Raw genomic sequence first — 23,420 nt, 5'->3', positions numbered from 1 at the left:
TATCAGTGGTTTTTTTAAATTTTTAAAATTTTGCCATTCGAAAATAACTGAACATTATAACGATCACAATGATCCGATTTTTATCATCCTTATCACAAACGTGGCGGACAGTGATTTTTTCTGTATTCGGGTTGCTACTCTCACTGGTTGTGAGTCTTTTAACCTTTGCTTCACCGGTAGCTCCAATGATACTAATTGTTGGGGCATTGATGGTTATATTCATTATTTTTCTATTTAAAGATCCGTCAATAGGCCTTACTGCATTGACGGTTTATTGTTTTGTTTTCGGGATATTTGCCCGGGAGATCGGAGGCATACCTTATGGGATTGGCATCGAAGTTTTCCTGTTGCTGATTTGGATAGCAGTAATTATTTTAAACCGTCAATTCAATTGGAAAAGCCTCAATAACAATTTAACAAAGCTCATGTTGATTTGGTTCCTCATTAGTTTTGCCGAAATCATCAATCCTGCAGGAGCAAGTGTAATGGGCTGGCTGCAGGAAATCAGAAGCACCGGACTTTTTCCAATTTTGATTATACCACTGGTCTTTTTGTTGTATAATTCCAGAAAAAAGCTAGATCTGTTTTTAATCGTCATACTGTCTTTATCTTTTCTGGCAACTTTAAATGGGCTGAAGCAGCAGTTTATAGGCTTGTCGGCAGGTGAACAACGCTTTTTAACAGAAGGTGGCGAAATTACCCATGTTTTATGGGGCGTTCTCCGGGTGTTCTCTTTCTATAGTGATGCGGGACAATTTGGTGCATCTCAGGCCTCATTTACACTCATGGCGATTGTATTGGCTGTTGGACCTTACCAGTGGTGGAAGCGGTTAATTTTGTTAACTGCTGCTGGTCTTTTTTTTTATGGAATGTTGATCTCCGGAACGAGGGGTGCTTTTTTTGCTTTAATTGTTGGGGCATTCTTTGCAATCTTTCTTACCAAAAATATCAAAGTATTGTTTGCCGGGCTGACCGTTGCATTGCTGTTTATTGGTTTTCTTAAATATACTTATATTGGAAATGGGAATTATCAGATTTATCGGCTACGCACGGCATTAGATCCAAAGGAGGCTTCTTTAAACGTGCGGATCGCCAACCAGAAAATCATCGGACAATACCTCGCCTCGCGTCCATTTGGAGGTGGATTGGGGGTCATCGGGACCTGGGGGAAAGAATACAATAGAGACAAGTACTTATCTACGGTAGAACCCGATAGTTACTGGGTGAAAATCTGGGCAATGTATGGTATCGTAGGATTCACCATTTGGTTTTGTATGATCATGTATATTTTGGGGCAATGCTGCGGGATCATATGGAACATCCGTAACGAAGGTTTAAGGTATAAAATGATCGCGATGATGTCTGCCTGCGCAGGGATATTCTTTTGTAGTTATGGAAATGAGGTGATGAATGCGATGCCTTCTTCGTTGGTGGTATCTATTTGTCTTGCTTTTATTTTCCTGAGTCCTAATTTTGACGATAAACCCGAAACATAATGCCATTTGAGATTTTTTTACTTCCCGGTCTGATCTGTTTTGCCATTGCCTTTTTCATGCAAATAAAAAAGAAAAAATAACATGCCTGGAAAGTTGAATAAACGTTAGATTTTAATAAATATGTCCATAATCGATAAAATTAAAAATAATCCAAGGTTAAAAAAGTTAGCGCATCGCTTGTTAATACCTGCGAATGACCACAGACCGAGGTTATGGGTCAGGTGGTTCCTGAACCCTTTTAAACACAAAAAGGGAAAGGGGAGTATTGTGAGGTATAACAGCAGGATGGATGTTTTTCCATTTAACGATTTCCAATTGGGAGAGAAATCGGTAATAGAGGATTTTGTGACAATAAATAATGGCGTAGGAGATGTGCTGATTGGAAACCATACGATGATTGGCATTGGAAGTGTAGTTATTGGCCCGGTAAAGATTGGCCATAATGTAATGCTTGCTCAGCATATTGTGGTTTCCGGATTAAATCATGGTTATGAAGATGTTAGCCTGCCTCCAAGCAGGCAAAAGGAAATACGTAAACAAATTATCATTTCTGATGATGTCTGGATTGGTGCAAATAGCGTGATTACAGCGGGTGTGAGGATTGGAAAACACGTCGTAATAGGAGCCGGAAGTGTGGTAACGAAAGATGTGCCTGATTTTTGTGTTGCTGTAGGGAACCCGGCCAGAATAGTGAAAAAATATTCAGCGGAGGATCAGTCATGGAAAAAAATATAATTTTAATTGTCAAATGATCAGTAGAGATATCATCATAATTGGGCAACAGGCCTGGGATACAGATATTGGTAGTAATTGTAAAAATATAGCACTTGAACTTTCAAAGAACAATAGGGTATTATATGTCAACTCACCTCTGGACAGAATTACGCTTTATAAAAAGGGTGCAGATCCTAAAGTTCAAAAGAGAATAGCAGTGATTAAGGGGAAATCTGAGGCCTTAATCCAAATCGGGGAAAACTTGTGGAACCTGTATCCGGACTGCTTGGTGGAATCCATCAATTGGGTTAAAAATAAAACCTTGTTTAATTATTTAAATAAACGTAATAATATAAAATTTGCCGGTAGTATTCTGAAAGGGATGGAGGAGCTCAATTTCAAAGATTACCTGTTGTTTAATGACAATGAGATATTCAAGGGATTTTATTTAAACAGTTTATTAAATCCTTTTTTGAGCATTTACTATTCCAGAGATTATATGCTTGCCGTTGATTACTGGAAAAGACATGGGGAAAGACTGGAGCCCCTGCTGATTGCCGGTAATGATATTTGCATGGCGAATTCGGCTTATCTGGCAGATTACTGCAAAACTTACAATGATAACTCCTATGATGTTGGGCAGGGCTGTGATCTGGAAATCTTTATAGAGAACAAGACCGCTGAGAAGCCGGAAGAACTGAAAGGAATCACTACTCCTATTATAGGCTATGTAGGCGCATTACAGAGCATTCGTCTGGATATTCCGCTGATCAGGTATATTGCGGAACAACGGAAGGATTGGACTATTGTATTGGTCGGGCCGGAAGATGAAGATTTTAAAAATAGCGAACTGCATCAGTTGGAGAATGTGGTATTTACCGGTATTAAACCGATGGACGCGCTCCCACTATATATGCAGTATTTTGATGTATGCATCAATCCTCAGTTGGTGAACCAGGTGACCATTGGTAATTATCCACGAAAGGTGGATGAATATCTTGCCATGGGCAAACCGACAGTAGCTACAGCAACGAGGGCAATGGATATTTTCAAGGACCACGTCTACCTTTCGGATTCAAAAGAAGATTATATTTCGCTTATTGTAAGGGCATTGGCAGAAGATTCTGTTACTTTACAGGAGGATAGAAAAACTTTTGCCACCAGCCATAGCTGGGAAAATTGTATTAAAAAAATAAATCAGGCAATTCAAATGACCATTGATCATCAATAAATCTACGCAATGAACTTATTATACCTTCTTCTGGCAATAGTACAGGTCCTGATCGGATTGCACTTTATCATGCCGCTCATTTTATGGATCGCCGGCCGTTTTATTGGAAAAAAGAAACCTGCGGGACAAGTGTATGAGGCTGATTATGCCGTTATTGTGACCGCTTATCAGCAGGTAACTTTGATTCCACTTGTGGTAGACTCCATATTGAAATCAAATTACGCGAGTTATATTATTTACGTTGTTGCGGACAATTGTGACATCAGTGGTTTGAAGTTTGATGATCCCAGAGTGGTGATCCTGCGTCCCCCTGAAGTGTTGGCAAGTAATACAAAATCACATTTTTATGCCATTGACCGTTTTGAACGGGCACATGAGCGTTTAACGATTATCGACAGTGATAACCTTGTTCATGCGGAGTATTTTAATGCTTTAAATAAAGCCTTTGATCAAGGCTACCAGGCTGTGCAAGGGGTCAGGGCTGCAAAGAACCTGGATTCGACCTATGCCTGTCTGGATGAGGCGGGAGATATCTATTACCGTTTGGTAGATCGGAAACTGATGTACGAAGCCGGATCTTCGGCTGCATTGTCTGGTTCGGGAATGGCTTTTACCTTGCAACTATATCGGTCATGTCTGGAAAAAAATGAAATATCGGGTGCAGGTTTTGACAAAATTCTTCAGTATGAAATTCTGAATAGGGGAGAGCGGATTGCTTTTGCAGAGGAGGCGATTGTTTATGATGAAAAAACGGCAAAAACGGATCAATTGGTCAATCAGCGCTCCAGGTGGATCAATACCTGGTTTAAATATCTTTATCTTGGATTTAAGCTGATGCTGAAATCTGTTTACAGATTAAACTGGAATCAGTTTTTATTTAGCATACTTCTGGTAAGGCCACCCTTATTTATGTTGCTGATTATTTCTTTTCTGCTGTTTGTTGCTGATTTATTTTTAATGCCCTTGTTTGCTTTGTATTGGGTAGTCGCGATCGCGGTATTCTTTACCTTCGTATTTCGCGCATTGTCACATTTCAAAGCAGATGAAAAGATATACAAGTCGTTGAAAAATGCACCTCTTTTCATATATTTTCAGCTCCTGGCTTTATTGAAAGTAAGAAAAGCAAATAAGATTTCTGTGGCAACGGAACATTATTATGAAGAGAAAATAAGTAAATAGAACTCAGGTCTTAATTGAAAATTGATGAAAACTAAACTTCGCATCGGGATAGAAGTACAACGGATATTCAGGGAAAAGAAACATGGTATGGAAGTGGTAGCCTTAGAGCTGATCCGTGAGTTACAGAAACTGGATACTTATAATGAGTACATTCTTTATGCACGCAAAGATGTGGATGAAAAGTGCTTGTCGGAGACTGCGAATTTCAAGATCAGGTCTCTTCCTGCACGTTCTTATTTTACCTGGGAACAATTCACTTTACCTGCAGCCATAAAAGAAGATAACCTGGATTTTCTTCACTCCACCTGTAACACCTCCGCATTGCGCTTACCGGTGCCAATGATGCTGACGCTACATGACATTATCTATCTCGAAAAAACAGATTTTAAAGGCACTGCTTACCAGAATTTCGGTAATTTATATAGAAAATTCGTGGTGCCAAAAATCGTCGATAAAAGTAAATTGATCATCACGGTCTCCAATTACGAGCGTGAGGTGATTTTAAACAGGTTAAATTTGCCGGAAGATAAAGTGAAGGTGATTTACAATGCGGTTAGTCCGAAATTTAATACCTCCTATTCCTCAGATCGGTTAGACCGTTTCCGGAAAGATCATCATCTGCCTGGAGATTTTATCCTTTTTTTGGGGAATACCGCACCGAAAAAGAATACCGTTAATGTGATCAAAGCCTATATTGACTATAAGGAGGCCATCCCAGATGGTTTGCCTCTGGTCATTCTTGATTATGATAAAAAATTGGTTTTTGAACTGTTGGCAAAGCTCGGTAAGCAGCAATTTGAAAAGGACTTTATTTTTCCGGGTTATATTGCCTCTGAAGAGATGCCACTGCTGTATAATATCAGCAGGTTATTCTTATATCCTTCTTTAAGAGAGAGTTTCGGATTGCCTTTATTAGAGGCAATGGCATGTGGAGTGCCGGTTATTACCTCGAACACCTCTTCTATGCCAGAGATCGCGTCGGATGCTGCCTTATTTGTTGATCCTTTGGATTATCGGCAGATCAAAGATCAGATCATAGCCATCCTGAATGACAAGGAACTGGAGTCTCAATTGAAAGAAAAAGGACTTAAAAGGGCCTCAAATTTCACCTGGAAATCAGCTGCAGAGCAGTTGCTTTCGGTTTATAATTCATTATCTATCTCCTAAAATTAGAACCAATGTCTATCAGACCATTAAAAATCCCTTCTTATATTGAAGCTCAGAAATATGATGCGCAATGGTTTTTAGACCATGTCGCAGAAATTCGTGAAGGGATACAGAAACTTCATTCTGATGAGCCTGACGTAACCGTTAGTATTCCTGCTTACAATGAGGAAGGATCTATTCTGAAAAACTTATGGTCCTTGTCTAAAACGATTACGAATCAGAAAGTCGAGATATTGGTAGTGAATAATAATTCCAGTGACCGCACTCAGGAATTAATAGAACTTTCCGGAGCAAACTGGATTATCGAAAAAGAGCAGGGGGTAAGGCATGCCAGGAATTCGGGATTGGCGGCTGCTAAAGGGAAAATTATCCTGAATGCAGATGCGGATTCTATTTATAGTCCTTATTGGGTAGATTTACTTTCGTTACCCTTAAAAGACAATTCGATAGCTTGTACCTACGGACGTTTTGCTTTTATTTCTGAGGGGCCATCGAATCGGTTTAACTATTTCTTGTATGAAACCATGGGTGATATTTTCAAAGGAGTATTGCAAAGAAATAAGGACGAAGCAATGTATGTTTATGGCTGTAGTTCTGCTTACAGAAAGGAACAAGGCTTGTTGGTGGAGGGCTATAACCATCCTCCAAATGCAAACGAAGATGGTTATCTGGCGCTTAAATTGAGAAGTCAGTTTGGAAAACTTCATAAAATCACTTCCAACCGGTCCCTGGTCTGGACTTCGGACAGGCGTTTGATGGAGCAGGGTGGACTGTTTAAAGCGTTCCTTGCAAGGCTGAAATTTCTTTTTGGATAGTCCTTAATTTCCAGTTAATAATTTTATTTTGTGATGGGAAGAACGCATACCCCGCTGTCTTTGGCCATTCGGTTATAAATCTCCCCGTTTTATTTTTTTTTAAGTGGAATGCTAATCTGGTTATGCATGTGAACGTGTGGAATATATTCCTCAATATTAATTGGATATTAAATAATAATTAATCTGCCTGTCATTCTTTAGCGCGTATCCTCGGCTTTTTCATCTTGGATTGTAATCTTAGTGTCATAATAAAATTTATTTTAACAGTCCGATTCTGCTTAAAAACGAGGAAAATATTCCCCATATCAATGCTTCGGCCATTTTCGAATAAAAGCAAAAGCAGGAGCATGGTTTGCTGCCCTCACTTATTTGTTTAAAATTTATTAAAATTGCGACTACAAGGGATTGTAATAGAAATATTTAATTTATGGTAAATACCTCAAGAATGCATTTGATTTTATGTGCATTATTTATTTTATGCGCGTGCAAGAAGAATCCTTCCATTGGAGCTGAAGTTGAAAATCCTGTCGTAGATGTGCCGGTGATTCCAAAACCTCCGAAAGATACGACCAATATTCCTGGAGATGCTAAAATATTTGAAGTAGGAACAGGTTCCGGAAACCTTTCTATTGATGGAAAGACATTGAAACTTACTGGGAATTCAGTGATAAAGATTAAAGGAGGATCCTATGATGACATCCAAATCTCTAATATCTCCGTTGAAAATGCAGCTGTATTTATCTTAAATAACGGTCTGGTCGAATTGGTCGGAAACAGACAGATGACACTTTCGAACTTAAAAAATGTTACTGTTTCCGGTAACGGAACACCGGGGATTAGTAAAGGTTTCGTTTTTAGAGATAAAAGCTCGGATGGAGCCTCGATACAATTGAGGAATGACATTAATGATTTCACTTTAAAATACGTTTCCTTCTCCAATGTAAATACGTATAATGCCATACAATATGATTCTCAAAAGATCTATAACGGATCGGAAAGTTCGTATTCGAAGAATTTAAAGTTTCTCTATATTGATTGTGAGAATACCGGAACCTTGATGAGGTTTAGAGGATCTGTGGAGAATGGTACCATCAGCGGTCTCGTGAGAAATATAGAAATCGGTTATGTGAATTTTAAAAACTCCAGAAGTGTAGGAAGCGTTGTGGCATTAGAGAATGTGGATTCTTACGACATCCACAACAATACCGTTCAGGATGTGAATCAGGACAATAGCAACCACAATGGGATCTTTTATATACAGGGTAGTGGTAAATTTTATAATAATAAAATAAAAAACCATCAGGGGAATGCCATCCGTGCCTGGGCATATAGTATCGGAACCTCTCCCAAAGAGATTTTGATTTTTAATAATATCGTGATTAACTCCAGACAATACGGCGCCTTTGAATTACAAGCTTTCGATAGGAACATCATGTCAGGCAAAACCACATTCGTGAATGCGAAGGTATTTAATAACACCTGTGGGAATTTATTACCTAAGGGAGCATTTCCTGCCCAGGTACTTGATTTGTACGGTTTGAAAGGTGGAAAGTGTGATATCTTTAATAATTTAGGGTATAACTTTACACTAGTGGGGCAAAATAATACCAATTTCATTTGGAACGATATGGGAGCTCTGCCGCCGGATGCTTTTAATAATAAATATTTTAAATCTTCTGGAGAAGCAGGAATTGCGGATGAGAATCAATTGCAACTCTATTCCAGTTCACCTGCAAAAAATTCAGGCGCTTCATTGGCCAGCCAAAATTTCCAGTCGCCGGTAAGTCCTGCTATTAATCTCGATATCTATAACAACCCAAGATCTGCCTCTAAACCTTCTGCAGGAGCGGTTGAATAAGGAATGTTAATTTTTATATAAGGAAATCCCTCCAGCCATTTTTGGTTGGAGGGATTTTTTGTTCAAAGTGGTTTTCGCATTGCTTTTGTTGATTTTAGGAATGGCTTCCACTGTTGATCAATTTGAAGCTTTACTTTAATGAGACATTTGCTGATTTGGTCTGTTTATTGCATTTGCGGTTTGTAGTCTGGGTTCAGGCTATTTTTTATCACAAATTAGATCGTTAAATGTATTTTAGTATTTTTTATCTGCGGAGAGTTGTCATGCTAAGCTTTAATTCTACATCTTTGAGATGAATATTTTTAAATTTATCCCTATCATTTTAAATTTCACCACAGATACCCTATTATAAATGGTCTCACTCTTCAGAAAACTGTTTTCCATATTTAAGAATATGCATTTTCAATCTCTATTGGGAAATGCAGTTATGGCAGGCTTTGGTATGATTACGCTTGCTATTTTGTATCGCGGACTTTCGGCTACAGATATTGGTACTTACATTTTCTTTTTGACAGCCATAGGCTTAATTGATACACTTAGAGTAGGCTTTTTAACCACTACTTTTGTGAAATTTTACACAGGTACAGAAAAAGAAAGAGGAGAGGCGGTTGCAGGTGCCTCCTGGGTGATCGCTCTCTTAATTACGGTGTTTCTATTTTTGTTAAATATTCCTGCCTATTTCATCGCGAGTCATGTGAGTAATGAAGGATTGGTTCTGTTTTTAAAATACTTCTCTATCATTTCTGTGATGACCTTGCCCACTTTTATGGCGAATTGTGTGGTTCAGGCCGACAAAAGGTTTGATCGTTTGTTGTGGCTAAGGGTGATGACCCAGGGTTCTTTCACATTAATCGTTTTTATTTTGGCCTTAATGGGGAAACTGTCAATTGATACCGTTGTTGGCGGTTATTGTCTTTCCTATTTTGTGTCGGGGATTTTGGTTTTTATACTGAAATGGACGATGATCCGATCGATCAAAAATGCAGAAAAGCCAACGGTTTTAGAGCTGTTTCATTTTGGTAAATATAGCATGGGAACCAATATTGGCGCCAACCTGTTTGGTGTGACGAACACTTTTGTGATCAATTTCCTGATCGGACCTGCTGCATTGGCGATGTATAATCTTGGCGGCAAACTCACTCAGCTGATTGAAATTCCGCTTTCCAGTTTCGGCGCAACTGGAATGCCGATTCTTTCCTCGTATTATAACCGGGGGGAAAAAGAGGAAATGATGTACACCCTTAAAAAATTCATTGGAATGATAACCATCGCCCTGGTTCCTGTGGTCATTATGGCAGTTGTCTTTGCTGAACCTATTATTCGTCTTATTGCCGGAAAGGGCTATATCGATAACGAGACACCAAACCTTTTCAGGATGTTCATGATCATTGCACTTCTTTATCCTGCAGACCGCTTTTTTGCACTGGCTTTGGATGTCATTCATCAGCCTAAAGTGAATTTTTATAAAATTCTGGTGATGCTGGCCGTGAATATCTCCACTGTCTTCCTGGGGATTTCTCTCTACCATTCTGTTTATACCATTGCTATTGCCTCTATATTCCCAACGCTGATCGCGATTTTAATGACGTACTATCCCTTATATAAATACTCGAAATTTAGCTTTTGGAGCATGTTTATCATTGGCTATAAAGAAATAATTGTATTTTTAAAGCAGATGAGCAAAGCGCTATTAAGTAAGGGATGATAAAAAATGAGGTAACCTGGAAAGTTTATATGTAAAACAAATACAAAATAATGAGTAATAAGATCTCTGTAATATTAGCTTGCGATAATCATTATGCAACATTGCTTTCCGCATTGCCGAAGTCTGTGAAAATGAACCGTCATACAGACATCTTAGAGAAGATTAAAATGTTCTTTAAATAGGACCCGGGTGGGGGGACCGACCGGCATAAAGATTAATTATAATTGAAGTTCAGTGAACCGAAGAACATATTTAAAAAGCGCCTTAATTTTGGGGAGTCTGGGCATGGCCTCACTTTCTGTTTTTAAATGGATAGACATTACCAAACCAGTTGATCCTGCGCTTTTATGGAGCAAAAAGGATATTATAGGAGAACTTGCAGAGCTCATTATTCCCGAGACAGATACTCCGGGGGCAAAGTCTGCAGGTGTACCGGATTATATTATAAATGTGCTGCTGAACTGTATGGACATTAAGAAGCAAAATAAGTTCTGCACTGGGGTTAAAGATTTGGAAGCATATTCCATCAATAATTATGGGAAGAAATTCCTGGATTGCAGTGCAACAGAGCGATTAGAAGTCTTTGATTATTTTGCACAGCATGCTGGGTTTTCCTATCGGATTTTAAATAGAATTAACAATAAGTTTTTTGGCGAGCCTTTCTACTTAACGCTTAGAGATTTAACCATTGAAGGATATTGTATGTCGGAAAAGGGGGCAACCCAAGGGCTGGCCTATGATTACATTCCCGTTAATTACAATGCCTGCATTCCTTTACAACCAAATCAAAAATCCTGGGCGACCAAGTAACTATGTATATAAGCGGGAATATAAAAGAGCTAAACACCTACGACGCGATCGTCATAGGCTCAGGTATCAGCGGTGGCTGGGCAGCGATGGAACTTTGCAAGAAAGGACTTAAAACCCTGCTCCTTGAACGTGGGAGGGATGTGGAACACATTAAAGATTATCCAACGGCGAACCTCAATCCATGGGATTTCAAATACGGTCTTAACAATACCCTGAAAGACAGAGAAATTGATCCGGTACAAAGTAATTCTTATGATCCTTCTACCAAGCATTTTTATGTAAGCGATGCCGATCATCCTTATATTCAGGAGCAACCTTTTAACTGGTTGAGAGGTTATCAGGTAGGTGGACGCTCCCTGGTTTGGGGCCGACAATGTTACCGCATGAGCGACCTTGATTTTTCTGCCAATCTCAAAGAAGATATTGCCGTGGACTGGCCGATCAGGTATCAGGATATTGCACCATGGTATAGCTATGTAGAATCTTATATTGGAGTTAGTGGCCAGAAGGAAAATCTGACGCAGTTACCAGATGGGGAATTTTTGCCCCCTATGGAGTTAAATTGTATCGAGAAACATCTGGCGGACTCTTTGAAAAAAAATGAGTATAACAGACTACTGACGATTGGCAGAGTCGCCAATCTAACCAGGGGCTGGGATCATCGCGGACCTTGCCAAAACAGGAATCTATGTCACAGGGGCTGTCCATTTGGTGGATATTTCAGTAGCAATAGCTCGACCATACCGGCAGCGGTAGCAACTGGAAACCTGACCTTAAGACCTTTTTCTATTGTTACCGAAGTCTTGTTTGATCCGGAAAATCAAAAAGCGAAAGGGGTGAGGGTCATTGATGCATTGAGCAATGAGGTCTATGAATTTTATTCGAAAGTCCTGTTTATAAACGCCTCAACGATTGCTACTGCAGGGCTCTTGTTAAATTCTGTGTCTCCTCGTTTTCCAAACGGCTTTGGGAATGACAGCAACCAGGTTGGACACAATCTGATGGATCATCATTCTTCTGCAGGTGCCTATGGTCTTCATGACCAGTTTAAAGAGCTATATTATAAAGGACGAAGACCTTGCGGTTTTCTAATTCCCAGGTATAGAAACCTGAAGGATGGAGAGGAACTTGATTTTAAACGGGGATATAATATTCAAGGACATGGTGAGCGGCAGGAGTGGCTAGACAGGTCTCATAATCTGAATGGATTTGGAAAGGACTTTAAAGCTCAGCTGACTAGTCCCGGCGACTGGACCATATGGATGGCCGGCTGGGGAGAATGCCTGCCTTATTATGAGAATAGAGTTGCACTGGATGATTTGAAAAAAGATAAATGGGGGCAGCCACTCCTCAAAATTGATTTCTCTTTTAAAGAGAATGAAAACAAGATGATGGTCGATATCCAAAATACTTCTGCTGAAATGTTAGAAAATGCAGGTTTTAAAGGGGTTGAAGTCTTTAATTACAAAAAGCCGGGTGGAACAACAGTTCATGAAATGGGAACTGCCCGTATGGGGCACGATCCGAAAACCTCTGTTTTAAATAAGTTTAATCAGGTGCATGCGGCAAGAAATGTTTTCATTACCGATGGAAGTTGTATGACTTCCTCTAGTTGCCAAAATCCCTCATTAACTTACATGGCACTCACGGCCAGAGCCTGTGATTTTGCGTCCCGTCAGTTGAGAAATGGTGGCTTGTAATTTTGGCTTATAATTTGACTACGTATTTAGGAAATCCATTTAGATAAATGATCAAATCGCCTGCCTCCAATATGTTAAAAAAGAACTTAGTACTGCTTTCCTATGGAAGAATATCAGAGTATCAAAGAGCAATATTTTCAATTTTAAGTTTTTACTCCTGGTCTGATAAAGCGGATCTAAAAATGATCAGGACCATAGTTTATACAGATGATCCGTCATTTTTTAAGCAGTATCTGAGTCATTTAGAGATCGAGTACGTGATGCTGACCGAAGAATTACTGTTGGAAATGTTAGGAGATTCGGATTATATTCACCGTCGGAAAGTAGGTGTTATAGACCTGACTTTTAAAAAATACCCTGTTGAACAGTTGTTGTTTATTGATTCCGATACTTTTTTTATTGGGAATCCCACAAAGATGCTGAATGGATTTTCGGAAGGAATAAGCTTTATGCACAAAAGGGAGTATAACTTTGAAGAAGGATTGCAGCATTTTAGCGCTTTCAATCAGGGAAAGTATCCCAAAGCATTTATTAATTATATCTCAGGTCGGGATTTTGTGATCAACAGCAGAACTGAGCGTTTTAGTAAATATGATTATAGCTGGAATTCAGGAGTTTTAGGATTGAATGCTGCATTCTCTGCCTGTATTCCTGATGTATTTAAGCTTACGGATGAGTTTTATGCGAATTCTCATTGGTTTATTAGTGAGCAACTGGCATTTGCATTAATTTTACAGAAAACGACGACAATTATCCCAACTGAAGAAATTGTACTGCATTATTGGGGTAAAAGGCAAAAGACTTTAATGGATGCATTTATCGTTGATTTGTTCTCTAATCAAATCAGTGAATTAATGGAAAAAAGCTATTTTAGAGCTTTAACTTATAAAGCGAAGAAGAAAGTAGAAGATGACCTGATTCTGGAACAGGCAGTGCTGGCTTTAGCTCAGAAATACTGGATGTATGGTTTGAGGAAAAGTTTGCAGGTCATTTTACGCAATCCTGTGCGCTTAGCTTCTTATAAAGAGCTGTTGTTTGCAGTAAAGACTAAGTCTTGATGCTGATTTAAATTTTTTGAAATTTAAGGATAAAAAAATGTTGTTATAAAAGGTTTGTTTCTAAATAAAACAGGATGTTATTCAATTTAAAAGTTACTTTAATTAGATTTTCATGCGTATAGCTAATATTATAATCGCGCATAAGAATCCTGCACAGCTGGAACGCCTGATCAGGAAAATGCAACATGAGATGTTTGATTTCTATATCCACATTGATAAAAAAATCGATATTGAAAATTTTTTATATTTAAAGCAAATTAAGGGGGTTCATTTTATACACCATAGGGTTGTTTGTAATTGGGGTGGACATAGCACCTTAGAAGCCATGCTGAATTCTTTAAAAGAGGTATTGTCAAATGATCAGCGTTATTCTTTTTATAACTTGTTAAGTGCTCAGGACTATCCTCTGAAAAAGAATGAAGAACTTTATGACTTTCTTGTAAATAACAGCAAGAAGTCATTTGTGTTTTACGAAACAGAGGAGCAGTCTGACTGGTGGAGTAATGCCATTCAACGGTATCAAAAGTATCACCTCACTGACTTCAACTTTTTTGGAAGATATTTGATGGAAAGAGTGATGAATAAGGTGCTTCCCCTTCGGAAGTTTCCATTGTCTCTGAAGCTGTATGGGGGGAGCAAAGCCAGCTGGTGGACGCTTAACCATGAATGTGCTACCTATCTCTCGGAATTTTTTAACCAGAAGAACGGGTTGAACAAATTCCTGAAATTTTGCTGGGGAACAGACGAATTTGTCATCCCGACTATTCTGCTGAATTCACCGTTGAAAGATCAGATTGTAAACGATAATCTGAGATATATCCATTTTCCGGAAGGAAAGGCTAATCCTAAAATACTGGAACTGGAAGATCTGACTTCGATGCTCAACTCAAATATGTTTTTTGCCAGGAAATTTGATGCGCCTGTCAGTGATGGTCTTCTGGATCAAATCGATCAGCATACCCGTTGATCAATTGGTTTTATTTAACTCAAATAAGTAAACACTCACATCAGCGCTCACAAATTTTCTGATTGGCCTGCCCATTTTCCTGAATTCTTCCAAAAGATGATCCGTAGGGGTCTTCCTGTCTTTATAATACCAGAAAGGTTCATCTATGCGATCGCCAATGTCAGTTAAGAACCTCGTGTTATAAATTAACCATACTCTTTTACCGGTAGAAAATTTACTAAAGTCCCTCTTTAATCGCCGGTAATAGTCAACATAGTTTTGTGCAGATTTACGTTGATCTTGTCCTTCAATGGCGGTGTATTTTAAGGGGTACATCAATTTATATAATTTGTAGCCAGGTAAATTATTCCAGTACACATATACTGCGTCGTCTGCACGGTAATTGCGGTTTACAAATAGTAATGCTTCCCTTTGAAAAGATTTTTTATGGACATAAAACTGTTCAGGCCTGATCATGGAAGCTGCAGATTGTATGATCGCCGGCGTCATCACCAGTAAAAAAAACGGAACCGTCAATTTTCCGAACCGGAATTTTGTAGCGATGTGACTAAAACCATTGGCAATCATCAGCATAAATACAGGAGAAATAAATACCCAGAACCGCTCTGTTAACGGATATAATTCCAATCCTGAAGCGATGAACGTCAATAGGACCGGAACAAAAATAACCAGTGCATTGGTTTTACTTCCTCTAATAAAAGCGTAGGCTCCTGCCAATAATAAAGTAATAGGTATAAATGGCAATTTGACTAAGATGCCGAAAACAGAGGAAATGCTGTTGAAATTCCATAACAAGCCCAATGGATAATCCATCATCCGGTAGATGTTGATGAAAAACCATTTTATGTCTGCAAATGAGCTGGGAGGAAAGGGCATAAAATTATGATATGATCTAAACCAGTAGGCGATCCATTCAGACTCAGCATGTTTATGAGTAAACAGTAAATAATTTACGGCAAAGCTAATGAGCCAGATTGTGAATGGAATGGTACTGATCGAAAACTGTTTTATGTTTTTGGTAGCCAGATAAAAAGAGCTTAGCCCTATTGCTATACCGGCCAGAATAAATATTGCCGAGTAAGAAAACCAGAGGATCAATGCGCCGGAGATACTCCAGATAAACATATTTTTGACATCCTTTGTCCGACTGTATTTTATAAAGAGATAAAGAGAAAGAATGGTTGCGAGCAATTCTGTTGAATATTGTTTGATCTCTACACTGTGGTAAATCAGGGCGGGGGAGAGGCACAATATTCCAGTGGCTAGTACAGCTCCTGGTTGTGACAGGAAATACCTGGATACAGGAACAAATAAAAACATCGAGGCAATTCCTGAAACCAAAGGTATTATTCTCAGACATAATTCCATATTTCCAAATGTCTCTACCATAAACCTGACCAGCCATAAAAAGCCCAGAGGTGCTTTTTGCTGATAATAGAGTGGTTTCATTGCGAGGTCAAGGTAATTTGTTTTCAATAAACTGCTGGAAAGATATACTTCATCCATCCATAAAGAGCGATTATAAAAAAAATGATAAAACCTGATCAAAATCCCGGCGACCATACAAATTTTTAGTATAAAAATCCATTTTTTCTTTTCGTCACTGAAGTAGGTGCGGAGTTGCATGTTCATTTGTAGCAGATAACGTTTGCAATATCGATTTTTTTAATAATTTTACTAAAAAATAAAGTGATTGTGGAGAAAATACCTTGGAAAACCTTGGAAATCATCATTTTTGACCTTGATGGAACCCTTTATGATCAGTTGAAGTTAAGAAAGAAAATGTTTTTAGCGCTTATCGGTTATTACCTGCTCAGGCCCTGGAGGTATAAGGATATTCTCATTCTATATCATTTTAGGAAGGAACGCGAAAAACATGCCGGTTCTCAACAGAAGAACATTCAGGAAGCGCAATATCAATGGTGTTTAAATAAGGTAGACTCCTCTTTAGCTGAAGTTAAGCGGGTCATAAACAAATGGATTTTTGATTTTCCAAACCGCTACCTGCGGAAGTGCAGCTACCCTGGTATCCACTCTTTTTTTGAAGAATTGGAAAAGCAGGGGATTTCGACAGCAGTTTATTCAGATTATGAAGCGAAAAATAAGTTGGAGAAAATGGATATTCGAGTGGATTTAGTGGCCAGTTCTACCCAGACTGAAATAAATGCTTTAAAACCTCTTCCAAATGGATTGACCTATATCTTATCAAAAATGGGAATAAAAAACAAGGAGAATTGTTTATTTATTGGAGACCGGGAGGAACTGGATGGTGAATGTTCCAGGGTTGCGGGAATTCCCTTTTTATTAATAGATAAAAAGACCGGTCCCTATTTTTATCGCCAGCTTTTAGAAAAACTTAAAAAATCAGGAATATAAATTTTTAACTTATGACCAATGATCAAGTCCGGGAAAGGGCTACTTTGAGAGATTATATTGCCATTGCCAGACCAGACAACTGGGTGAAAAATCTTTTTATGGCGCCGGGAATGTTTTTTGCCTTATCGATCTTTCATACGCCTTTTAGTACTGACCTTGTTTTTCGCATTATTATTGGCATTGCGAGCATTTGCCTGGTGGCTTCGGCAAATTACGTGATTAATGAATACCTGGATGCTGGCTTTGATAAATACCATCCCTTGAAAAAGAGAAGGTCCTCAGTAGTTAAATCCATTGATCCTGTTATTGTTTATTCAGAGTACGTTATTCTTGCGCTTTTAGGACTTGGACTGGCTTATTGCATCTCGCTCAAATTTCTTTGTACTGCTGCTTTACTATTGATTATGGGGCTGATCTACAATGTCAAGCCTTTCAGAAGTAAAGACCGGGTGTTTCTGGATGTCTTAAGTGAATCGGTTAATAACCCTTTAAGGTTTGCCGCAGGCTGGTTTATTTTTAGCCCCGCATTAGGTACCCCGGATAGCAAATGGGACCTTGAATGGATTAATACGCTTCCGCCGGTGAGCATCATTATTGCGTATTGGATGGGAGGCGCGTTTTTGATGGCGACCAAACGCTTCGCTGAGTACAGACTGATCGCAAATCCGGAAATTGCGGGTCAATACCGGATGTCTTTCCGGTTTTATACAGAAAACAGTTTACTGGTGTCTATGTTTTTTTATGCTATTACCTGTGCCTTTTTTATGGGAATCTTTCTGATTAAAGACAGAATTGAGCTCTTGCTAAGTTTTCCTTTTTTTGCTTTATTGTTCTCCTGGTATCTTCGTATAGGTTTGTTGAACGATTCACCTGTTCAGGGCTCCGAAAAACTGTATACCAGAAAATGGTTTATGCTCTATCTGGTCTTGTTTACCATCATGCTTTGCGTATTGATGTTTGTTGATGTTCCATGGTTGTATTGGTTCCTGAAGAATGCGAATAATTATTAATTGTACTAAAATAAATGAAGCATACGAGTTATGATTTAATCGTAGTAGGGACAGGTTTTGCCTCCAGTTTCTTTCTAAAAAAATACCTTTCAAAAGCAAAAGGAGATCAGAAGGTGCTGGTGTTAGAACGTGGGTACTTCTATCCTCATGCTGAGCGCCTTAAAGTGAAGAAGGGGGAGTTCTCCCCCTATCAGAAATTTGAAGAGCCCTGGGAGCAGGCAATTAAGAATGTAAACCCGGAAAAGAGGTGGCCTTTTACTACTGGTTATGGTGGTTGTTCCAATTGTTGGTGGGGTTGTACACCCAGATTTATGCCCTCTGACTTTAAAATGAAAAGTCTTTTTGGCGTTGGGGAGGACTGGCCGGTTGATTACGATGACCTGGATCCCTATTACTATGAAGCAGAGGATTTGATGTCGGTATCGGGACCTGAAGGAACGCCATTTCCAAGAACAGGCAAATATCCTTTGCCAGCACATTCCTTTAGTTTGGTAGACAAAATATTGCATAAGACCTATGGGAATAAATACATCAGTCAGCCTACCGCAAGAGCGAGCCGTGCAACAACAGGGAGGAACGGATGTATGGCGTCCAGCACCTGCGATACCTGTCCGGTAAATGCCAAATTTACGATAGAGAATGCCAATTTAAACGTATATAACGACCCAAGGGTAACTGTTGTCTATGGAGCTCAGGTGTATAGCCTTGAACTACAGGGTGATATTGCCAGGAAAGCCTATTATATCAGAGATGGTAAGGAAGAGGAAGCTTCAGCTGAAATTATTGTGTTGGGCGCTAATCCTTTTTTTAACACCAATATTCTGTTGAATGCGGGCGACAAGAACCCTTTAACAGGCCGTGGATTTGGAGAACAATTGGGAATGCAGGTCCTGATTTATCTGGACAACATGAAGAATGTTGGTGGAAGTACCTGGGTAAATGCAAATGGATATATGCTTTATGATGGTGATCATAGAAAGGATTTTGCCGCCTGTTTAATGGAGGTTAGTAATGCGCCTTACTACATCAGACTGGAGCGGGGTAAATGGCTGAACATCGCTAGTTTTCGTTTGTTATTTGAAGACCTGCCATTAGACACGAATTACATTACCAACTCTGCTGATAAACTGGTGCCGGAAGTTCATTTTACGGAGAGGTCGTCATACACATTGAAAGCAATTGAGAATATGAAGAAAAAACTGCCGGAAATTTTATCCTGTCTGCCGGTTGAAAAGCTGAAATATTTATCGCCTTTTCCTAATGAAGGACACATTATCGGTGGAACGAGGATGAGCAATGACCCTAAACTTGGGGTGGTCGACAAGCACCTGATTCATCATCAGTATCGGAACCTGTTTGTTTTAGGGGCGGGCGCATTTACTACATTTAGTGCTTCCAATCCGACCTTAACGTTATCCGCATTGTCATTATTTGCAGCAGATAAAACATTTTAATTTATGAAACGCAGGAAATTTTTATTGTTAACAGGACTTGCAGCGGGGAGTGTAGTGGTTCCGGCATCTTTATACCTCCTTTCTCCGGATGTAAAGCAGTATGCCCAATTGCTCATTGAACGGGAGTTGAATTATTTGAAACTGGAACCAGGAAGTGTATCCCGATATGTAGACGATTACTTTAATGCAACGGAAAATAACCTGGTGTCAAGGCTTAAATGGAAAACGATGTATTATTTGAATTTCAATTGGGAAAAATCAGATCAGATTCTTGAACTGATAAAATATTATCTTTTGTCCAGTGATTTTTTTATAAATAAAACAGATGAGCGCAAGACGGTTCATTATCTGGGTTTGTATAGCCCTTATAAAAGTCCTGTACCTAATCCCTTTTCTTTTGCGCTTTACCCTGCGGATCAGGTTGGCGAGCCTTAATACTGTTATTTACCTACGAGAAAGAAAAGGTTTTAAATCCTTAAGCGCCGTTAGCGTTTTTTGCGGAAACAGGATGAAATGAACGGTCAATACGATCCAGGCATAGGGCTGCGTGATTGCTGCGGTAATCAACAGAGAAAGTGGAAGAAATACCTGATAAAAATCTGCCATGAGTATATGGTAAGGTTTTCCTTCCGGAGCAATAATCAGGACCGGGGCATAAAAAAGGCGTTTAGATCGGCTAAAGGCAACCAGCAGATAGAGCAATAAAAACGCTACAGCGAGTACTTGCTGAATCGAAAACAACATGATGACAATTGCCAGCATCTCTATTATAAATATCAGGACCTCTTTTTTCCTAAAATCCTTAGGCTCGACTTTTACCGCATAAGTATTCATCTTTGCCTGGATATCATTTTTCCTGTCATAGAACTGATGCCATAAAATTCCTCTCATCCCATAACATAATGCCCATATCCCTGTACTTATGAACCAAAGCCAGTCCATGGTTTGTTTTGTGACGAAGCTGATGCTGCTAATCATCAGCAGACTGGTGAAAACATGTGACCCGCAGGCATCTGCGAAGACTCCCCATATTCCCCTGTTTTTTAGCCTTACAGGTGGAATAGAATAAAGACTGAAACTAATCCAGGGGATAAGATACAGGACAATAGACAACCGGTCGGGATAGAGATGGTAAGCACAAAGTCCGCCGGCAAGCAGGGGGATGGCTGGAAATATCCACCTGATTGCTGGATTTACACCAGCCATTCTGTTTTTTTTATTGCTTGCAGCATCAACTTTTATATCGGTAATGTCGTTGATGATACTCACATAGATTGCACCAATAATTAAAGAGAACAGTAGAAATAAAAGGTGGGGGATAACAGCGGTTAAGGAGCCATCCGCTTTAAGAGCTGTGGCATAACCAATAGCCAGTAAAGGAGGTAATTTATACTCCCACCATTCTGCAGATCTTATAATTCTTAAAAAATTCAACGGGTTAATTTTTAATGATTTAGTTTGATTTTCTATTGAATATTTTTTTCATTTTGCCTTCCAGTCCTTTCATAAAGATATTGGGAATTGTTCTAAGGGTAAAGGAAACATCAATCTTAAAAGACCGTTTTAGCAAATGGTAAGAATGTGGGATATTGAATTCACGCAGCAGGTTGTGTTTCGATAGTTCTACCAGACTAGCCATATACCTTCGCTGCAATATTTTCAGTTCATCTTTGGTCAGGAGGTGTTTGAACTTATCCATTTTGATTTTTAAATCAGCGATGTATAGGAATTCCAGAATTTCACTCCATTTTCTACCATCATAGATATTGATTTCGTCTATTCGTTTCCTCCAGAGCCTGTCGAGCGTATAGGCTGCATGGCATTTTTTTGATAGGATCATTTCAAGATACATACACCAGTCGTCACCTATATTAATTTGTTCATCCCATCCCGAAACAATAGATGATTTACGAATCACAACTGCGGAGGAAGGAGATGGACAAGACTTAATGAAAAGATCTCTCAACTCTTTGTCGTCCAGATTTGCCCAATGATTTTTAATGTTTTTATGATGTGGCTTTAAGAAAGGATCATTGGACAGAAAATCCCAGCTTTCGCCCACTTTTACGTCCTGGTCCCAATTTGCAAAGACAAAATCCAGTCCTTCTGTTTCTAGTTTTTCAACGCATCGTATTAAAAAATCCGGATACCAGATGTCATCTGAATCCAGTGAGGCGACAACTTCACCTTTGGCCCGTTGTAACCCTGAGTTTCTCGCAGCTGCCTGTCCACCATTTTTTTGCCAGTGATATTCTATTTCAGGGTATTTTTTGACAAGATCCCGGGTGTGGTCCGTTGATCCGTCATCAATCACAATTATCTGGATATTTTTATAGCTTTGGTTTAATGCACTTTGAATGGCGTCAGTCAATTTATCGGCTCTGTTGTAAGTAGGGATAATAATCGAAACTAATGGGTTATAACTCATCTAATATGTTGTTTAGGTGATTCGCGAAATCCGTTTCCGGAGATAAAGGGAAGTGATTAGTTATATATAAAGAAGCTGTTGTTCCAATGTTTTGCCATTGCTTGCGCATTTCCCAGGCACGTTCCATCGCAGATTCAAAATCTTTTTCTGTTGCTTCGGAAATGAATCCGTTTAGCCCATCGGTAACGAAGTCCGCGTTGCCACCTGCATTGCTTACAATCACTGTCCGGCCAACTGACATGGCTTCAATCATAGATAAAGGAAGTCCTTCGCTTCTTGAGGGCAGCAATAACGCGTGGTAATTTTTCCATACATTTTCAATGTCTTCATGAAAGCCAATAAATTCGACGTTGTCCAGCTTAAACAGCGCCGCCATTTCCTTTATTCCTTGTTCATCAAGACCTGTTCCTATGAAAGAGACAGTCATGGGGCGTGCTCTCCATTTTTCCTTATTTAAGATCCGCAGTAAGATATCCTGACCTTTATCGATCACAAATAAACGGGCAACACAGGCCAGTTTATAACCCTGTTCTGTATCGGGAAAAGGAAGTGCATTCACTTTTGTTTTGATGGGATTGTACACGACCATGCTGTTGTTTAACCTTAGTCCAAATTGTTCCTCAGTCAGTTGCAGGTTGTGTTGAGACACAAAGAAACACATCTTAGCATGCTTTAATGTTTCTTTCATATAGTCTCTATCGGTAGGATAGGGCCAGTAAAAGTCAACTGCTTTCTGGGCAATGATGACATATGGGATATTTAGTAGTTTGCATTGCCAGGCGTAAATCAATCCGTCAAAGTTGATTCCCTGAGCGACGATCACCAAGTCAGGATTCGTCGCTTTTATCTCCTCATAAAATTTGGCTATTCCGTAATTTTCACTGTAATCTTTTGTGCCGATTCTTTTTATCATTTGCCTGACCTTTCGACTCAGGCGCTGACGGAAAGATAATTCTGGTTCCAGTTCGATCAATTGAACATGCCGATTGGTCAGTTTGATAAACTCAGGGTGCGAACGGTTGATGCTATTTTTATACAGCGTAATTTCCGTTCCTTCTTTCAACATTGGGATACTTTTTGCCCATAATTCTTCACTGCCGCCCCAATCGTCTATACAACAAGTAATGATTGCAATCTTTTTATAATCTTCGTTCTTCAACTTTTTTAATGATGTTGATCTTTAATATTAAGCACAATTTCAATTTCACAAGGGCAAATACTTTCCAAAATTTCTACAATAGTGTTATTGATATCAGGTCGATAGCCCGGAGAAAACGAAATAATTTCAGTTCTCTGGCAGAAGCCATAAATATCTCATTCTCCTTATCATTTGGCTGACTGAACACATTTAGATGCTTAAACAACCAAATAGTCATTTGAAATATGGAGAAGAAAAAACACTGTTTAGATTTGTTAATGTATGACTAACCCTTTGAATCTAACAAATCTAAA

General features: G+C 39.1%; 20 protein-coding genes. 16 read left to right on the top strand and 4 right to left on the bottom strand.

Features of this window, described 5'->3' with window-relative positions:
* Window positions 1-185 precede the first annotated feature (185 nt).
* The 12 genes from AAFF35_RS17860 (at window position 186) to AAFF35_RS17805 (ending at window position 14,700) form a co-directional block, all read left to right on the top strand.
* Complete coding sequence (locus AAFF35_RS17860; RefSeq protein ID WP_342327886.1) at window positions 186-1,496, top strand: O-antigen ligase family protein; 1,311 nt, start codon at window positions 186-188, stop codon at window positions 1,494-1,496.
* A 120-nt stretch (window positions 1,497-1,616) separates the two neighbouring features.
* Window positions 1,617-2,231 (top strand): acyltransferase, encoded by a 615-nt coding sequence (locus AAFF35_RS17855; RefSeq protein ID WP_342327885.1) that lies wholly within the window; start codon window positions 1,617-1,619, stop codon window positions 2,229-2,231.
* Between the two features lie 13 nt (window positions 2,232-2,244).
* A complete protein-coding gene (locus tag AAFF35_RS17850; protein WP_342327884.1) occupies window positions 2,245-3,441 on the top strand; it encodes a glycosyltransferase in 1,197 nt (398 codons plus the stop codon).
* Between the two features lie 9 nt (window positions 3,442-3,450).
* On the top strand, window positions 3,451-4,620 hold the full coding sequence (locus AAFF35_RS17845; protein WP_342327883.1) for a glycosyltransferase: 1,170 nt from the start codon (window positions 3,451-3,453) through the stop codon (window positions 4,618-4,620).
* 24 nt (window positions 4,621-4,644) lie between these two features.
* Window positions 4,645-5,787 carry a glycosyltransferase family 1 protein gene (locus AAFF35_RS17840; protein WP_342327882.1) on the top strand — a complete coding sequence of 381 codons (1,143 nt, stop codon included), beginning with the start codon at window positions 4,645-4,647 and terminating at the stop codon, window positions 5,785-5,787.
* A gap of 11 nt (window positions 5,788-5,798) precedes the next feature.
* A complete protein-coding gene (locus tag AAFF35_RS17835) occupies window positions 5,799-6,602 on the top strand; it encodes a glycosyltransferase family 2 protein (protein ID WP_342327881.1) in 804 nt (267 codons plus the stop codon).
* Window positions 6,603-7,047: 445 nt separating this feature from the next.
* Entirely contained in the window at window positions 7,048-8,460 is a 1,413-nt protein-coding gene (locus tag AAFF35_RS17830) for a hypothetical protein (protein WP_342327880.1), read from the top strand.
* Between the two features lie 394 nt (window positions 8,461-8,854).
* Window positions 8,855-10,165: an oligosaccharide flippase family protein gene (locus AAFF35_RS17825; protein ID WP_342327879.1), complete on the top strand. Its 1,311-nt coding sequence runs from the start codon at window positions 8,855-8,857 to the stop codon at window positions 10,163-10,165.
* Between the two features lie 234 nt (window positions 10,166-10,399).
* Window positions 10,400-10,975: a gluconate 2-dehydrogenase subunit 3 family protein gene (locus AAFF35_RS17820; RefSeq protein ID WP_342327878.1), complete on the top strand. Its 576-nt coding sequence runs from the start codon at window positions 10,400-10,402 to the stop codon at window positions 10,973-10,975.
* A gap of 2 nt (window positions 10,976-10,977) precedes the next feature.
* Window positions 10,978-12,675 (top strand): GMC family oxidoreductase, encoded by a 1,698-nt coding sequence (locus AAFF35_RS17815; protein WP_342327877.1) that lies wholly within the window; start codon window positions 10,978-10,980, stop codon window positions 12,673-12,675.
* A 182-nt stretch (window positions 12,676-12,857) separates the two neighbouring features.
* Window positions 12,858-13,733: a hypothetical protein gene (locus tag AAFF35_RS17810; protein ID WP_342327876.1), complete on the top strand. Its 876-nt coding sequence runs from the start codon at window positions 12,858-12,860 to the stop codon at window positions 13,731-13,733.
* Window positions 13,734-13,845: 112 nt separating this feature from the next.
* On the top strand, window positions 13,846-14,700 hold the full coding sequence (locus AAFF35_RS17805) for a beta-1,6-N-acetylglucosaminyltransferase (RefSeq protein ID WP_342327875.1): 855 nt from the start codon (window positions 13,846-13,848) through the stop codon (window positions 14,698-14,700).
* Here the strand turns inward: AAFF35_RS17805 and AAFF35_RS17800 are convergent, their stop codons facing one another.
* Complete coding sequence (locus AAFF35_RS17800; RefSeq protein WP_342327874.1) at window positions 14,701-16,332, bottom strand: glycosyltransferase family 39 protein; 1,632 nt, start codon at window positions 16,330-16,332, stop codon at window positions 14,701-14,703.
* Between the two features lie 63 nt (window positions 16,333-16,395).
* Between AAFF35_RS17800 and AAFF35_RS17795 the strand changes: the two genes are divergently transcribed.
* Genes AAFF35_RS17795 through AAFF35_RS17780 form a run of 4 tightly spaced genes read left to right on the top strand, consistent with a single transcriptional unit; the run spans window position 16,396 to window position 19,975 of the window.
* The gene (locus AAFF35_RS17795; protein ID WP_342327873.1) at window positions 16,396-17,076 is read left to right on the top strand and encodes an HAD family hydrolase; all 681 of its coding nucleotides are present in this window, start codon (window positions 16,396-16,398) and stop codon (window positions 17,074-17,076) included.
* Between the two features lie 11 nt (window positions 17,077-17,087).
* A complete protein-coding gene (locus AAFF35_RS17790; protein WP_342327872.1) occupies window positions 17,088-18,086 on the top strand; it encodes a UbiA family prenyltransferase in 999 nt (332 codons plus the stop codon).
* Between the two features lie 14 nt (window positions 18,087-18,100).
* Window positions 18,101-19,540, top strand: coding sequence for a GMC oxidoreductase (locus AAFF35_RS17785; RefSeq protein WP_342327871.1), 1,440 nt, complete (start codon window positions 18,101-18,103; stop codon window positions 19,538-19,540).
* 3 nt (window positions 19,541-19,543) lie between these two features.
* A complete protein-coding gene (locus AAFF35_RS17780; protein ID WP_342327870.1) occupies window positions 19,544-19,975 on the top strand; it encodes a hypothetical protein in 432 nt (143 codons plus the stop codon).
* Window positions 19,976-19,984: 9 nt separating this feature from the next.
* On the opposite strand, the gene AAFF35_RS17775 is transcribed toward AAFF35_RS17780, so the two are convergent.
* Genes AAFF35_RS17775 through AAFF35_RS17765 form a run of 3 tightly spaced genes read right to left on the bottom strand, consistent with a single transcriptional unit; the run spans window position 19,985 to window position 23,127 of the window.
* The gene (locus AAFF35_RS17775; RefSeq protein WP_342327869.1) at window positions 19,985-20,974 is read right to left on the bottom strand and encodes a UbiA family prenyltransferase; all 990 of its coding nucleotides are present in this window, start codon (window positions 20,972-20,974) and stop codon (window positions 19,985-19,987) included.
* 19 nt (window positions 20,975-20,993) lie between these two features.
* Window positions 20,994-21,968, bottom strand: a complete 975-nt coding sequence (locus AAFF35_RS17770; protein WP_342327868.1) for a glycosyltransferase family 2 protein — start codon at window positions 21,966-21,968, stop codon at window positions 20,994-20,996.
* Entirely contained in the window at window positions 21,958-23,127 is a 1,170-nt protein-coding gene (locus tag AAFF35_RS17765) for a glycosyltransferase family 4 protein (protein WP_342327867.1), read from the bottom strand. Before AAFF35_RS17765 ends, AAFF35_RS17770 begins: the two co-directional genes overlap by 11 nt.
* Window positions 23,128-23,420 lie beyond the last annotated feature (293 nt).

The sequence above is a fragment of the Pedobacter sp. FW305-3-2-15-E-R2A2 genome (assembly GCF_038446955.1).
GTDB lineage: Bacteria > Bacteroidota > Bacteroidia > Sphingobacteriales > Sphingobacteriaceae > Pedobacter.
The sequence above is the reverse complement of the archived record's forward strand: the minus strand, read 5'-3'. Positions and strand labels throughout refer to the sequence as shown.